This window comes from Bradyrhizobium jicamae (assembly GCF_001440395.1).
GTDB lineage: Bacteria > Pseudomonadota > Alphaproteobacteria > Rhizobiales > Xanthobacteraceae > Bradyrhizobium > Bradyrhizobium jicamae.
The window spans coordinates 1-15,000 of sequence record NZ_LLXZ01000092.1; the positions used below are offsets into that span (position 1 = coordinate 1).

The 15,000-nt window shown below is 60.1% G+C and carries 10 protein-coding genes, 1 rRNA gene and 1 pseudogene (1 of these 12 only partly in view); 2 read left to right on the forward strand and 10 right to left on the reverse strand.

From position 1 onward, the window contains the following. Positions 1-314: 314 nt before the first annotated feature. The 7 genes and pseudogenes from CQ12_RS14240 to CQ12_RS14270 form a co-directional block, all read right to left on the reverse strand. Positions 315-797 carry a hypothetical protein gene (locus tag CQ12_RS14240; RefSeq protein WP_057835936.1) on the reverse strand — a complete coding sequence of 161 codons (483 nt, stop codon included), beginning with the start codon at positions 795-797 and terminating at the stop codon, positions 315-317. Positions 798-1,561: 764 nt separating this feature from the next. Continuing rightward, positions 1,562-2,140 carry a hypothetical protein gene (locus tag CQ12_RS14245; protein WP_057835937.1) on the reverse strand — a complete coding sequence of 193 codons (579 nt, stop codon included), beginning with the start codon at positions 2,138-2,140 and terminating at the stop codon, positions 1,562-1,564. A gap of 23 nt (positions 2,141-2,163) precedes the next feature. Beyond that, on the reverse strand, positions 2,164-2,550 hold the full coding sequence (locus CQ12_RS14250; RefSeq protein WP_245309917.1) for a hypothetical protein: 387 nt from the start codon (positions 2,548-2,550) through the stop codon (positions 2,164-2,166). A gap of 44 nt (positions 2,551-2,594) precedes the next feature. Beyond that, complete coding sequence (locus CQ12_RS14255) at positions 2,595-3,026, reverse strand: hypothetical protein (protein WP_157088209.1); 432 nt, start codon at positions 3,024-3,026, stop codon at positions 2,595-2,597. A 95-nt stretch (positions 3,027-3,121) separates the two neighbouring features. Further along, on the reverse strand, positions 3,122-3,640 hold the full coding sequence (locus CQ12_RS43720; protein WP_157088210.1) for a hypothetical protein: 519 nt from the start codon (positions 3,638-3,640) through the stop codon (positions 3,122-3,124). Between the two features lie 372 nt (positions 3,641-4,012). Beyond that, a complete protein-coding gene (locus CQ12_RS14265; protein ID WP_057835945.1) occupies positions 4,013-4,453 on the reverse strand; it encodes a YybH family protein in 441 nt (146 codons plus the stop codon). A 675-nt stretch (positions 4,454-5,128) separates the two neighbouring features. Further along, a pseudogene (locus CQ12_RS14270) lies at positions 5,129-5,913 on the reverse strand (MOSC domain-containing protein). 218 nt (positions 5,914-6,131) lie between these two features. Here CQ12_RS14270 and clpB point away from each other — a divergent pair. Then, positions 6,132-8,771: an ATP-dependent chaperone ClpB gene (gene clpB, locus CQ12_RS14275; RefSeq protein ID WP_057835941.1), complete on the forward strand. Its 2,640-nt coding sequence runs from the start codon at positions 6,132-6,134 to the stop codon at positions 8,769-8,771. Between the two features lie 81 nt (positions 8,772-8,852). Here clpB and CQ12_RS14280 read toward each other — a convergent pair whose 3' ends face one another. The 3 genes from CQ12_RS14280 to CQ12_RS14290 form a co-directional block, all read right to left on the reverse strand. Continuing rightward, a complete protein-coding gene (locus tag CQ12_RS14280; protein WP_057835946.1) occupies positions 8,853-9,116 on the reverse strand; it encodes a hypothetical protein in 264 nt (87 codons plus the stop codon). 113 nt (positions 9,117-9,229) lie between these two features. Further along, positions 9,230-10,855: a Vgb family protein gene (locus CQ12_RS14285; protein ID WP_057835942.1), complete on the reverse strand. Its 1,626-nt coding sequence runs from the start codon at positions 10,853-10,855 to the stop codon at positions 9,230-9,232. A 156-nt stretch (positions 10,856-11,011) separates the two neighbouring features. After that, positions 11,012-13,072, reverse strand: a complete 2,061-nt coding sequence (locus tag CQ12_RS14290; RefSeq protein WP_057835943.1) for a M23 family metallopeptidase — start codon at positions 13,070-13,072, stop codon at positions 11,012-11,014. Between the two features lie 859 nt (positions 13,073-13,931). On the opposite strand from CQ12_RS14290, the gene CQ12_RS14295 reads away from it, so the two are divergent. Further along, positions 13,932-15,000, forward strand: a 16S ribosomal RNA gene (locus CQ12_RS14295); it runs 420 nt beyond the window's last position.

Genomic DNA, 15,000 nt, shown 5'->3' on the forward strand with positions numbered 1-15,000 from the left:
CCGAAGACGGTGCTGTGAGGTCAGCTAAGACCCATACCGGAAGTCGTGCGTTTTGACGCACGGTCGCCGTTACGTCGCAAAAGATCGCACAACATATTTCGCACTAGAAGGCTTCACGGTTTTGTATTGCCGCAGGTCTACTGCGTCACTGCAGGTCTGGGTCAACGATGATAAGGTTGATAGAAACCTGTATCGTTTGGTTTCAGAATGGAACGTTTTGCAGGCCAGATGCCCGAGGCCGCTTGTTCACTTCGGCGCAGAAGGTGCATTTCCGCTCCGGCGCAGACGAGAAACTTAGCTATTGATCGAACGACTTACTGCTTTTCATAGACGGCAACGTTGCTGATCGGCTGACCGTTCGCGCCGGTGCCATCGGTAGTAACCGTAAAAGTCTTACCATCACTGGATATTACGTTGGAGCCGGTTTGGACTGCCTTTTCAGCTTTCGAACGGACCCAGTTCACGTGGTTAGCATCGATTTGCGTGTAGGTAGTTGCGTCGAATACAACGTTGCCCGTTGTGGGGTGGGGCTTCCCATCGTAGATATGCATGAAGACCGTCTTTGTCGCCTGACCCTGTGCGTCGATTGTCTCGGCGGTGTTCTTCAGATCTTGCCCCGCCCCTTCGAAGGTCAGGGTTTGGCTCTTCGGCGGCGGCCCAGGACTAAATTTTGATTTTGCGAGATTGAGCTTCCACGTCCCTATCAGAGGATTACTCTGCGTAACTCCAACCTGTGGCGCCGCCGTGGCGAATACAGCCGACAACAGCCCTAACATAAGTATGGTACGTCGGTTCATGATGTTCCTCCTTCCAGCAGGTCAGTTGGTTTTCAGATCACTCGCCCACCGATGGCGTCTTTTGCCGTCCATTCGCCCCTTGGGACTTCGGCAGGTTCGAGGGGCTGGCGGCAGGTGCAGAATGCCTAATTGTCCCCGTGCAATCCTGCAGCTTGAACCCTTAAGCGGGCTGACAATTGACCTACATCAACGCGCAGATCGCTGAGTTGGATATGGATTACGAAAGCGTCACTGACTTGTGTGCGCGCTTTGGTTTGACTTGATGCGATTTGGCGACAGCGCCAAAATGCATCAGGGCGAGGTGACCGCTTCCGGTTTTTGGCCCGTCTCGGACGTGCCGCGCCAAGCTGACGATGTCTGTTGATTGGTGCAAAGCGGACCTCGCGCTTGGACGCATTGTTAGCCTGCCCCAGTTGGTGTTGTTGCCGAATTTGGACACGTTGCTCCGAGCGACCGGGTACCGGATAGCAAAAGGGCCGCATTGCTGCGGCCCCTCGCCAGCCCAAATTTGTTCGGGAATGAAAACACCACGCTGGCAAGAGTGATTTTATCGCGTTCAGCAGAAATGAGGATTCCGTAGAATCACGGTATTTCAGTATGCAGAGAAGGCGCTAGGCAATCGCGATTACTTTCTCAACAAGCCTTACGGCGCGGGTTAGCTTCGGAGATCAGTCGCGATGGCCAGGTCATCAGCTGGCTGATCACCACGGTGGAAATCGTATTGCACATGAGCGAGAAGTGCGCGATGTGGCTGATCATGTTCATCAGGCGCGCACTAGCTCAAGCTCAAATACTGGATAGCCTTTGCCGGGCTCATACGACAAACCCAGAAATGCATGGGTTATGAGACTGGTGTTGAACCTCGCGCCTTTCAGGAAACTCCCGACTCGGTCGCTGTCCAAGAAAAACTCATCGGTATGGATCACCAGCACATACCGTTCGTAAGATCGTTTCAGCTTCGCCGCGTCTTTCGCATTCAGCATTGCCTGAAGGGCTGCAATCAGGTCGTCGCGATGCCAGTCGAAATAGGCTTCAGGCTTCCGAGGCTCTTCACCCCGCGAACGCTGTCTCACCGCTTTGATCGATCGTTCCAGCGTAGGCCGGTGAACTAGCTCTGTTACCTCGACACCAGAAAACTGGCCGTCCAAGGTTGCTTCGCAATCGGGCGGGTCGTTTGGGTCGAGCGACCTTAGGCCATCGACCTGAACACCGGTTGCTTCAAGGATGTTTCGGGCAATACCGCTTTCGCCGACCGGCTTGTCGCGCCAGAACCAGAAGCTGTTCCATTCCCGCTTATTGGCGAGAACCAACTGTTCGAAATCGTCGTCATCGTCGTCGTTCATAGCGATGCCTGTCCTCGGATAACTCAGCGCGTTCGGGTACACACACGCGCACTTTGGGATGGTGCGAACACCATGTCGGAGGGGTCGATTGACTGACGTGATTTGATCACGCGCAGATCCTTCTGAACTGTAATCAGTCCAACCGGTGTGTCGTCAGCGTTCAGTTCAACGAACGCGGTAGCGCCCATGCGATCGGCAACAACGAAGGCCCGGTTGCCGATGCCGCGCGAGATGCCGATCCGGGCATATTGGCCATCGCTGGAATTGGTGTCGGGCGACGTGGTGATGAAAACGTCCTCGCGGTAGCCTTCGATCTTGCACCTCAGCACGTCGGCAAGCGAAGGCGTGGGCGCAACCATTTGAGCGCCAGCGAAACTGGCGACCAGCGCCATAAGAGCTGCATACTTCATCTACTTCGCCCCACCGCTCTCCGGCAAAACCAGTGTTTCGTCGCTCATGGTGCTGGCCTGTAACCTGTCGCGATCCAGCCGAAAACGGCGCGCACCGCTACAAATGCCAGACCCAACAGGTTGACGAGAAGCAAGGCCACTGCCGCGTAACCAAGTGCATATTCAGCCGCCGCCTTCATGTCGAACCTCGTCTCCTGCCAGTCGCGCCTCCATACCCCGTCACGCGCTTGGCGAATCTCGTCAAACGAAGCCCGGAAAGGTTCGCTGGCACAGCCCACCTTGCCGAGATCGAGGAGGCCATGCTCGTTCAGTGTTCGCCTCAACGTTTCTTCTGACAGGCGTGAGCCGCACTCCAGCGTCAGCATCATCTTAAAATTGCGGTCTTTAGCTTCAGAGAACGCGGCAACTCTCTCATAGACACCATAAGCGCCTGCCAGAACTGCAACGGCAACTGATGCCCGAAATGTGCCACGCATGATGTTTCGCGCTGCGGCCATTAGCCTACTACCCCTTTGCCCGATGCCGTTCCATTAAGATGCTATCATCGCAGCGCAAACAATGGCTCCGTTGTTTAGCCGCGTTCAAAGCGAATATGCAGCGCTCCTTTCATCGTGGGGTTTCCTCTGCAGAATTCTTCCCATACCGAATCCGATGATCGATTTGGCCATAGATGGTTTAGTAGATGAATATGAGGCCCACCCGCCCAATGATTTTTGTGCTTGGCTTGATCGTGATTATCAAAATAGAAAAAATGCCATGCCCGTTCGTTCCAAAACAGATGTCCGGAAAGCATCCGCCGTTCTCCGAACGTGGCGTAAATCTTGTTGGCGGCCTTTTGAGCGGCTGGCTTGAATCGACCGACACCGTTCGCTGCGAGTGCCGCATGGTCTGAATCCGACAGGATCAAGTGCTTTGGAATGAAGTCGCGATGATGGGATGAGTGGAGGAAGGGAGCATCTGCTGATGACCGGCACCACATGATGAAATCTGCTAGGTCCCGTTTACTCACTATCGACCCGCGACAATGCGTCTTCAAATCGCGTAGCTTATTGATTGTGAAGATCGCGAGTAGACTATCAATGGTGGACACGGTCTACCTCGCCATCACCACGGTGGCGATCTCTCCTTGTGCCATGTGGTCGTCGTCTCTCGCATTTTCTGCGAATCGGGAGCTTTCACGATGACACAATGCAGGGTAGCAATACGATGCTTGAGGATTTTCTCCCGGTTATTCACAGGGTGGCCCAACCAGGCACGTGGGTGCGTCGGCCGCACATCCGCACTCTTTTTTCCAGCGTGCGCAGGTGGAGTTTGGCTCGATTTGGGAGATCCGGGCGTCATCGGCCCAGCCGTCGGCAATGGTTCGAAGTTATATGGGCTGCATCGATGATCGCAGCAGACCGTCGGCGTTTGGTCAATCGTAACGCCCACCTCTGGCGAGGTGGGCGCTTCGCTTTAAAGATTAGTCTTTCTTGGGGGGAAGTGGAGCCGCTGTCAGCATCCGGGCTTTCCACTTGCCGTCTTGCTTGACATAGACGGCTGTCCAGACGCCAGCCGTATCCATCGGCTCGCCCTTGTCGTTCTTGCCAGTGACACGGAATTTGCCCATGGCACCAGGGGTATCATTGTCGATCTCCCACACCTCATCGACCGTGGCTTCGAGCTTGGTCAGTCCGGCCTTGAAGGCACCGCCATAGTATTCTGTGATGACGTGCTTGCCGGCCGGATTAACGATGAAGCCATCCTTGGTGTAGAGCGCCGCGATGCAGGCAGGATCCTGCTTGCTGAAGCAATCCATATAGACAGAAGCGATCTTGGTGATTTCCTGCTTCATATCATCGGCAGATGCTGGAGCCGAAAACACAAACGGGATGCACAATGCCAATAAAACTGAGCGTTTCATTTCCATTCCCTCCCCTTAGTGGTGCGCAATTGCACCGTGACGCCCACCGCAATGGGCGCTGCGTTGCAATCCTGTACCTTTTTCTAGCCGACTGGTACGCCCGGTCGGTTCGATATCGGAGAGCCTGACATCATCGGCCCAGCCGTCAGCATTGGTCGATGTGATGGCTGTATCGATGATCGCGGCAATAGATCAGCACGTTGCAGGTTGTCGGAGGCACGCATTCAGCGAACGTCGTCATGAGGTCTGAAGTTAAAGTATCGCACCTCGTTACGTGGCCCGTAAGAGTACGGTAGGGCGCAAAAGCGAATCGCGACACTAATGTGAACACAACAGCCGCATCGCATTGATTTCTCTCGGATTTTTCGGCCAATTCTCTCCCTTGCGCAGGGAATGCCGGACTGCTTCGGCTGTACCTGTATGCTCGTGTGCGCACCTTCTACACCTATTGCACACGAGACCGCGGGTGCGGCGAGCACCCGGCATTCCCTGCTCCCTCTTTCGGGAGAAGACATCAGATGCAAACCTCGGGCGGATACGTCGCGAGAATGCGAAGTCATATCGCAATGACGGGGCGTTCCGTGGGTTGGCAAAGCGAAGCGTGCCACCACAAGTCTAGCTGCGTCGGGATTGAGAATGGTGGGCACGGCCAAGAGGCCTTTGCCCACCCTACGACTAAAGCAACGCCGCCTGCTCCGCCGCGATCGCGTCGCCGGCACTGATCGTGCCGCCGGTGATCACTTCGGCATAGATCCCGCAATCGGCATGGCTGAACTTGCGCTGCAACGCCGGCGGGATCGCGAGGTCGCGCTGGGCGGTATCGGGATCGACATTGATGGCGGTGCAGCGGACGATGCGTTTCACCACCTTGAGCCTGACGTCGCCGATCGCAAGCGTGCGGTCGAGCAGGTCGAATTCGTGCCAGGCCGGCCAGCCCTCGACATGGAGATTGCCACGGAAGCGAAGCGGATGGACCGGTGCGCCGACGATATCCTCGATGGCGCGGACGCTGGCGAGGTTGATGATGGAAACCACCTTGCGGGCGACGTCCGAAAAGCTGTGGCCGGGCTCTCCAGCACCTTCGGCGGCCCCTTGATCTGGCCGGCAAAGGCGGTGGCGAAAAAATTCTCGATTGCCTGCCGGCCCTCGGCGGTCGCCAGGTTGCCCTGGGCTGCGATCTCGCCATTTTGGCGAATCGAGAGGACCTGGCTCTCATCGTCGAAATGAGTGCGCAGGCCGGCCAGCCATTCATCCCGCATCAGCATCAGGAAGTGCGCCTTCGGCATCCATTTCGGTTCCGCCGGATCAAACCCGGACGGGCCGTTCTCGATGGCGTAGCGGCGATCGGCCAAGAGGGTCTGTCCGGGCTTCAGTTCGGCGCGGCCGAGCTGCTCCGGGGTCAGGCCCTTGACGGGGTAACGGTAAATCCCAGTGATCCGGGCAGGGGAAGTGGCGTCCATGCGGCTTATTAAGGGATTCCTCCGGCTCGCGCCACAACTCCGAATTTATAGCCGCGGCTCTTCCGTTTTGCCCGGTCATGCCCACATTTGCATCAAGCCTGAAAAGCGGGCGACGACCCGCGGCCGGTTGAGGAATGTCAACGCGGTCCGCGTATCCCCAATGAAGATGCCGCAATCATGCCTCAGGGGTGAGGGCGGTAGGCCGAGGGAATCAAACTATGAATATTGAAAAATACACCGAGCGGGCGCGCGGCTTTGTCCAGTCTGCGCAGTCGCTCGCCATGCGCGACGGGCACCAGCAGTTCTCGTCGCTGCACGTCCTCAAAGTCCTGCTTGATGATAGCGAAGGGCTGGCCGCAGGTCTGATCGACCGCGCCGGCGGCAATTCCCGCGCCATCCTCAAGGCGACCGAGGACGCGCTGAAGAAGCTGCCGAAGGTTTCGGGCAGTGGCGCCGGGCAGATCTATCTCGCCCCCGACATGGCGCGCGCCTTCGATGCGGCGGAAAAGGCGGCCGAGAAGGCCGGCGACAGCTTTGTCACCGTCGAGCGGTTGCTGCTGGGCCTGACGCTCGAGAAGAACGGCGAGGCCGGTAACATCCTGAACAAGGGCGGCGTCACGCCGCAAAGCCTCAACGCGGCGATCGAAGCGCTGCGCAAGGGCCGCAGCGCGGATAGCGCGACGGCGGAAAACGCCTATGACGCGCTGAAGAAATATGCCCGCGACCTCACGCAGGCCGCGCGCGACGGCAAGCTCGATCCGGTGATCGGCCGCGACGAGGAAATCCGCCGCACCATCCAGGTGCTGTCCCGCCGCACCAAGAACAACCCCGTGCTGATCGGCGAGCCCGGCGTCGGCAAGACCGCGATCGTCGAGGGCCTGGCGCTGCGCATCCTCAATGGCGACGTGCCCGAGAGCCTGCAGGACAAGAAGCTGCTGTCGCTCGACATGGGCGCGCTGATCGCAGGCGCCAAGTATCGCGGCGAGTTCGAGGAGCGGCTGAAGGCCGTGCTGCAGGAAGTCACTGCCGCCGAAGGCTCGATCATCCTGTTCATCGACGAGATGCACACCCTCGTCGGCGCCGGCAAGGCCGACGGCGCGATGGACGCGTCCAACCTCTTGAAGCCTGCGCTGGCGCGCGGCGAGCTGCACTGCATCGGCGCCACCACGCTCGACGAATACCGCAAGCATGTCGAAAAGGACGCCGCGCTGGCGCGACGCTTTCAGCCGGTGTTCGTCTCCGAGCCGACGGTCGAGGACACCATCTCGATCCTGCGCGGCCTGAAGGACAAGTACGAACAGCACCACGGCGTCCGAATCACCGATTCCGCTCTGGTGGCGGCGACCACGCTGTCGAACCGTTACATCACGGACCGTTTTCTGCCCGACAAGGCGATCGACCTGATGGACGAGGCAGCGGCGCGGCTGAAGATGCAGGTCGATTCCAAGCCGGAAGAGCTCGATCTGATGGATCGGGAAATCATCCGGCTGAAGATCGAGCAGGAGGCGCTGAAGAAGGAAACCGATATCGGCTCCAAGAGCCGGCTGCAGTCGCTGGAAAAGGAACTGGCGGATCTGGAGGAAAAGTCGGCGGCCCTGACGTCGCGCTGGAGCGCGGAGAAGAACAAGCTCTCCGACGCGCAGAAGATCAAGAGCGAGCTCGATGCGTTGCGCATCGAACTCGCCAATGCGCAACGCCGCGGCGAATTCCAGCGTGCGGGCGAGCTTGCCTATGGCAAGATTCCGGAGCTGGAGAAGCGTCTCGAAACCATCGAGGCCAACGAGGACTCCGGCGAGATGATGGAGGAGGCGGTGACCGCCAACCACATCGCGCAGGTCGTCTCGCGGTGGACCGGCGTTCCCGTCGACAAGATGCTGGAAGGCGAAAAGGACAAGCTCCTGAAGATGGAGAACGCGCTGGGCAAGCGCGTCGTCGGCCAGGCCGAAGCCGTGCGGGCGGTGGCGACCGCCGTGCGCCGTTCGCGCGCAGGGCTACAGGACCCGAACCGTCCAATGGGCTCGTTCATGTTCCTGGGGCCGACCGGCGTCGGCAAGACCGAGCTGACGAAGGCGCTGGCGGAATATCTGTTCAACGACGAGACCGCGATGGTCCGTCTCGACATGTCCGAGTTCATGGAAAAGCACTCGGTGTCGCGGCTGATCGGCGCGCCTCCCGGCTATGTCGGCTATGACGAGGGCGGGGCGCTGACCGAAGCGGTGCGGCGGCGGCCCTATCAGGTCGTGCTGTTCGACGAGATCGAGAAGGCGCATCCCGACGTCTTCAACGTGCTGCTGCAGGTGCTCGACGACGGCCGGCTGACCGACGGCCAGGGCCGCACCGTCGACTTCCGCAATACGCTGATCATCATGACCTCGAACCTCGGTTCGGAGTTTTTGGTGAACCAGCCGGAGGGTGAGGACACCGCGGCGGTGCGCGAGCAGGTGATGGGGATGGTGCGGATGCACTTCCGGCCCGAATTCCTCAACCGCGTCGACGAGATCATCCTGTTCCACCGCTTGCAGAAGAGCGAGATGGGCCGGATCGTCGAGATCCAGTTCGCGCGCCTGCAGAGATTGCTGGAGGATCGCAAGATCACGCTGACGCTCGATGCGGCCGCGCGCGACTGGCTGGCCGCCAAGGGCTGGGATCCGGCTTACGGCGCAAGGCCGCTGAAGCGGGTGATCCAGCGCAGCTTGCAGGATCCGCTGGCCGAGATGATTCTCTCAGGCGATGTCGCCGACGGTGACCACGTCGTGATCTCGAGCGAGGGCAATGTGCTGACCTTCAACGGCAAGGCAGCTCAGACTGCCGAGATCGCGCAGTTCGAGACACCGGTGCCGAAGCGCAAGCTGAACTAGGCCGGGCTGAAAGCGCAGGCATGAAAGCAAGTGGATGCATCCCGCTATATGCAGGCGGCATCCACTCGCCGGATTGTCGGGTCAGGCTTGCTCGGGAGGCGGGCTGCTGCCGCCGCGTTCGTCGTCATCCTCACCGGGATCAAGCTCCGAGAGGATGTCGACGAGTTCGCGCACGCGGCCCGTTGCCAACGGCTTGCCGGCGTTCATCATCGGCTCGTCATTGGCGAGCCAGGCATGGGCCTCCGCGAGTTCGTCCACGGTGGCGCCGGTTCCAATGATCTGGGCGATGGTCACATCGTCGGCGGCGCCGACCACCCTGGCAACGTCCTCACGCGTCAGCTGCATGACGACCCTCCATCGTTTGGCCATGCGCCGGCCGCCGCGTCGGCCGACGGCTTCGTCCTGCACGGTCAACCGGGGACCGCGGGTGGAGTTCCGGCAGCCGCAGGCCGCGGGGGCTATTTTTTCGTGACCTTGTAAATCGCGTTCTCGATATCCGACGAGAAATAGATCACCCCGCTCGCGCCAACCCCGACGCCGGTCGGGATGTTGCTCGGCAGTCCGCCGGGCGCCGGGGGAAGGCCGATCGGGAGGTTGGCGGCGATCTCGGTAACGGTGCCGCTGGCGGGATCGATCTGGACCAGGCGTTTCGCGCCGACTTCGGCCACGATCAGCTTGCCGTCTGGCGCGACTGCGATGCCTTCGGGCCCCTTCAGGTCCTTGGCGATCACCGTCTTTTCGCCGTTGCTTCCGACCTTCGACACCAGTCCGGCGAACGCCTCCGTCAGATAGACCGTGTTGTCCGATCCGGCGGCGAGCCCCACCGGCCCTTCGAGGTTTCCTGCGACGACAGTGCGGTCCTTGCCGTGCTCGCCGCTGGCTCGCACCAGCGATTTGCTGCCGAGTTCGTTGACGAGAATGGAGCCGTCACCGAGCTTGACCGCGTCATGCGGGGCCTTGAAGCCGTGCAGCATCTCCCTGGTCTTGCCGGTCTTGCGGTCGATCAGTTGCACGGTGCCGGTGAACCAGCTCGACAGCAGCACGTCGTCGCCCCTCGCGGTGGCGCTCATCGGGTATTCCAGCGTCACGCCGTCGGCGTGCATGCGGGCGGGTTCGGAGACCTCGCCGGTCGCGCCGTCCACGGTGCGGTAGGCGAACACGTCAGCGACGTAGATGGTGTCCTTGGCTCCGTCGGAGACGACGCCGATGCCGCCGGGCAGCGCCAGCTTACCGACAATGACCTGCTTGGCAGTGCCGGTCTCCGGATCGACTTCCTGAATGCCGTTGTCGGCCATGTTGGAGACGAAGATGCGGTCCTTGTCGTCGATCGCGAGGTTGTCGAGCGAGGGCTTGAGCTGGGCGGCCAGCTTTTTCGCGCCGGACTTCGGATCGACCCGGACCAACTGGCCGAGCGCGGTATCGACAACCCAGAGATTACCCTTGGAATCGAAATTGACGGCGGCCGGAATCTTGAAGCCGTCGGCAACCACGGCAAGTTCGCCCTTGTCGACGTCGACCCGGGCGACCTGGCCCTTGAACCATAGCGGGCCGTACAATTTGTCGTCGGGGCCGAATTCGAAGCCGTTGAGGCCGCCCATCTTCTCCATGATCATGCGCGGCGGTTTCGCGCCCTCGACGTCGATTTCATAGAGCGCGTCGCCCAAAAACACCTGCGTCGCGTACAGCCGTCCGTCCTTGCGGAACGCGAGCGAGTTGATGCCGGGCAGGCTGGAAGCGAGCTTCTTCACCGGACCGTCGCCCTTGCGTGAATAGAGATCGCCGGTGAGGAAGGCGGTCCACGCCATGGTGCCGTCGGGCGCGAACGCGATGTCGTCGGACATGCCCTCGGGGGAGGGGACGGCGATCTTCGCCGTGCCGTTATTGCGATCGACCTCGTAGAGCGCGGCGCCGGCGACGCTGCCGGCGAACAGGCGGCCGGATTTGTCGATGCCGAGCCCGTGCACGCCATGAAACGCCGAGCCCGGAACCAGCCTGGTGACCTCATAGGTCTGCGCCGATGCACCGGCTGCGTTTCCTAGAACAATCGCCGCAACGGTTGCTGCGAGTGCAAGCCTGTTCGTCATGACGCTACCTCCCACTGTTTTTGTTGGGGGCAGTATTTGTCGCGATGGGCGGTTTGGCAAACGAAACTGTCGGTTGTACGCGCGGCCACGATCATAAATCCGGCACGCAGCGTGGCGCGAGAAGTCCTATCGAATCTTCAGGATATTATCGGAGCCTCAGCGGCTGACCTGGCGCGTCTGCGGCGTGGTGCCGGTGGCCTCAGAAACCCGCGCCGAGCTGCCGCGGTTGTTCATCTGGATGTCGAGCCGGTCGCGCTCTTTTTCGAAGTTCGCCAGCATTGAGCCTTCGAGCGAGCGGCCGCGCGGCAGCTTGACACGCATCGGATCGACGAAGCGGCCGTTGACCAGGATTTCGTAGTGGACGTGGGCGCCGGTCGACATGCCGGTCGATCCGACGAAGCCGATCACCTGGCCCTGGCGCACGCGCTTGCCGGGCTCCATGCCCTTGGCGAACGCCGACATGTGGCCGTAGGCGGTCTCGTAGCCGTTATTGTGCTTCAGGCGAACGTATTTGCCGTAACCGCCTTCCCAGCCGACCTTTTCGACCACGCCATTGCCGGAGGCGAAAATCGGCGTGCCGTAGGGCGTCGCCCAGTCCACGCCGGTGTGCATCTTGGTATAGCCGAGGATCGGATGGCGGCGGCCGCCGAAGCCCGAGCGCATGATCGCGTTGTTGACGGGCTTGCGGACCAGGAACTTTTTCGCGCTCTTGCCGGTCTCGTCGTAGAAGTCGACGACGGAATCGTCGGGGGTCTGGAAGCGATAGTATTTTTTGGTCTCGCCGCCGACCGTCAGCGAAGCGAACAACACTTCGGTCTTTTCGTTGGTGGGGGTGCCTTCGTCGTCGCCGGCGAAGAACACGTCGAAGGAATCGCCCGGCTGCACCTTGCGCTGGAAGTCGACGTCGTAAGAATAGATGCGGACCATGTCCTCGATCACGGTGGCCGGCACCTTGTTGCGCAGCGCGGTCTCGTAGATGCTCTGATAGAGCCGGACGCCGCTGCCATCATCTTCATCGTCGTCATCGTCATCCTTGCCGGTTGCGGCTTCGGCGACGGTATTCATGCTCTGGACGTCGACAGCGACATACTTGCCAACGTCCGACAGTGCGGCGACGGCTTCGACGGTGGTTTCGTTGGCGACAATCACGCGATAGGGCTGCAGCCGGGCACTGGGTCCGAGGCCGGAGGGGGCCATCAGGATGCGGATCTTCTGACCTTCCTTCAGGCCGCCGTCGCGGCCGCGGGGGCCAAGGGTCAGCGCAACCGCCCTGGCTTCGTCCGGCGTCGCGCCCAGGTCGCGCAGGATCGAAGCGATGGTGTCGCCCTTTTTCACAACGTGAACGCGTTCTCCGGACGGATTGCCGCCGGTGATCTGGTCCTTGGTCTTCGGCAGCAGGGTGACGTTTTCCGGCACGATGCGGGTTTCAAAGCCGGCATAGGGATCGGAGACGTTGCCCTCGGTGGCATAGGCAAGCTTGATATCGGACTGCACGCCACTGGCGTCGGCAGTGAGGGCCGTGTAGCGGACACCGCCCGAGCCTCGCCAGTTCGCGGCGTCCCGTACCCGCATCAGGACTTCATCGAGCGCGACCACGGCGGCGAGTTTCGCCTTGGGCAGCACGGTGGCGAGGTCCTTGGTAACGAAGGAAACTTCGGCGTCCGGCTCGACGGCTTCGGGATTGTTCGGATCATCGGCCGCCGCCTGCGTCGGGGTGCCGACATCGGTCAGCAGGCGCTGGGCATTGTAGGGCGGGATCTTCGAGCTGAGATCGCTCGTCGTCATCGACAGGTTGCCGGAGATGCGGACGAAGGGCCGCACCCGCATCACGTCGCGGTTTCCAACACGGGTAACGGTCGACACCCGCATTACATTGCGTGAGGCGGTGGATTCGCCGGGCGGCGGCAGACGGTCGCTCTTGTGCAGGGTGGCGGTACGGTCATTGGCGCTGAATGCACCACGTAGCGCGCCCTCGACGCGCTCCGGCACCTTGGCAAAAGTCATCTCGCCGTCGAGCGAAGCAAAAACGGCGCCGCCGATGAGAGCCGCGCCGCACAGACCAGTCAGGATGGTGCCGCTAAACCATTGTACGGAGACACGGCGGCGATCGATCACCGCAGCCTCGGAGCCATCGACGGAAAGTGGCGGCTCGTGACCGAGATCGATGATCCCGGTCTCGCGTCCATAGCCGCTCCCGCGTGGCGCCTTCTGGCTCAACCCTGTCTCCCCCCAAATTCCATCGACATCCGACAAGACCTCGCCCGATCCAGACCCCACGTTTCCGCCCTTTTAAGGGAGGGATTCCGGAGCATGACGTTGCCGCACGCATGGAAATTCGGGAATCAGAAGCCAGAAGAAGACCGGCCACAGTCTCGAACGTCAATGGTCAGCAGATCTCTCGAAGTTTCCTGGCCGCATGGGAAAGGCGACGGGTTCCTCGATATCGCCTGTCCCGGGTAGATGAAGACCGGCAGCCCCCACTGGCACCCGGTGATTCAATGCATACCTTATAGTCAGATCGTCGCAGGATTGTGGCTCAAGTGCGGCCAAAGGCCCGAAACATAGGGACTTCTTGGCGTCTGAAAAAACTTGCGAGCGATACGACAATTTCTTGACGAGGGGCGTTGACAACCCCGATCGGGCGGGCCTATAACCCGGCCACTGAGCGCGGCGATGCATTGGCCCCCGAGGCCAACGCATCTTTTCGCGCCCCGTAAGCTCCTCATTGCGATGAGTGACTCAACAGCCGATAACAGTCGGTTGTTATTTGTCGTCGGATGAGGTGTGCGGGAACCTTCCAGAAGTGGAAGGGTGGGGTCCCACGGATCCCGGGCTATTTGACAAGTGAAGATGAAGAAAGAGAAACGTGGACGGCGGAGTCCTTGCGTCTCTCGGAATACTTGAGAGCTTCGGCTTTTGAGTTCTGGGAGTGGACGAAAGACTTCGGCGGTACACGTTTAAAGGTTACACCATCGTTGCCAGCGATGTGAATCGTGGGCAGCTCGTCGGCTTCGGTCGGCGAAGAATGGTGGGACCTCGTCAAACGTTGTGATCAGCCGGTTTAAAGTTTCAAGTCCAACTTGAGAGTTTGATCCTGGCTCAGAGCGAACGCTGGCGGCAGGCTTAACACATGCAAGTCGAGCGGGCGTAGCAATACGTCAGCGGCAGACGGGTGAGTAACGCGTGGGAACGTACCTTTTGGTTCGGAACAACACAGGGAAACTTGTGCTAATACCGGATAAGCCCTTACGGGGAAAGATTTATCGCCGAAAGATCGGCCCGCGTCTGATTAGCTAGTTGGTGAGGTAATGGCTCACCAAGGCGACGATCAGTAGCTGGTCTGAGAGGATGATCAGCCACATTGGGACTGAGACACGGCCCAAACTCCTACGGGAGGCAGCAGTGGGGAATATTGGACAATGGGCGCAAGCCTGATCCAGCCATGCCGCGTGAGTGATGAAGGCCCTAGGGTTGTAAAGCTCTTTTGTGCGGGAAGATAATGACGGTACCGCAAGAATAAGCCCCGGCTAACTTCGTGCCAGCAGCCGCGGTAATACGAAGGGGGCTAGCGTTGCTCGGAATCACTGGGCGTAAAGGGTGCGTAGGCGGGTCTTTAAGTCAGGGGTGAAATCCTGGAGCTCAACTCCAGAACTGCCTTTGATACTGAAGATCTTGAGTTCGGGAGAGGTGAGTGGAACTGCGAGTGTAGAGGTGAAATTCGTAGATATTCGCAAGAACACCAGTGGCGAAGGCGGCTCACTGGCCCGATACTGACGCTGAGGCACGAAAGCGTGGGGAGCAAACAGGATTAGATACCCTGGTAGTCCACGCCGTAAACGATGAATGCCAGCCGTTAGTGGGTTTACTCACTAGTGGCGCAGCTAACGCTTTAAGCATTCCGCCTGGGGAGTACGGTCGCAAGATTAAAACTCAAAGGAATTGACGGGGGCCCGCACAAGCGGTGGAGCATGTGGTTTAATTCGACGCAACGCGCAGAACCTTACCAGCCCTTGACATCCCGGTCGCGGACTCCAGAGACGGAGTTCTTCAGTTCGGCTGGACCGGAGACAGGTGCTGCATGGCTGTCGTCAGCTCGTGTCGTGAGATGTTGGGTTAAGTCCCGCAACGAGCGCAACCCCCGTCCT

Coding starts and splice junctions, on each gene's coding strand:
- CQ12_RS14240 (WP_057835936.1), bottom strand. CDS start 797: ATGAACCGACGTACCATACTTATGTTAGGGCTGTTGTCGGCTGTATTC.
- CQ12_RS14280 (WP_057835946.1), bottom strand. CDS start 9,116: ATGCAGCTGACGCGTGAGGACGTTGCCAGGGTGGTCGGCGCCGCCGAC.
- CQ12_RS14255 (WP_157088209.1), bottom strand. CDS start 3,026: ATGCGTGGCACATTTCGGGCATCAGTTGCCGTTGCAGTTCTGGCAGGC.
- CQ12_RS14285 (WP_057835942.1), bottom strand. CDS start 10,855: ATGACGAACAGGCTTGCACTCGCAGCAACCGTTGCGGCGATTGTTCTA.
- CQ12_RS14250 (WP_245309917.1), bottom strand. CDS start 2,550: ATGAAGTATGCAGCTCTTATGGCGCTGGTCGCCAGTTTCGCTGGCGCT.
- clpB (WP_057835941.1), top strand. CDS start 6,132: ATGAATATTGAAAAATACACCGAGCGGGCGCGCGGCTTTGTCCAGTCT.
- CQ12_RS14245 (WP_057835937.1), bottom strand. CDS start 2,140: ATGAACGACGACGATGACGACGATTTCGAACAGTTGGTTCTCGCCAAT.
- CQ12_RS14265 (WP_057835945.1), bottom strand. CDS start 4,453: ATGAAACGCTCAGTTTTATTGGCATTGTGCATCCCGTTTGTGTTTTCG.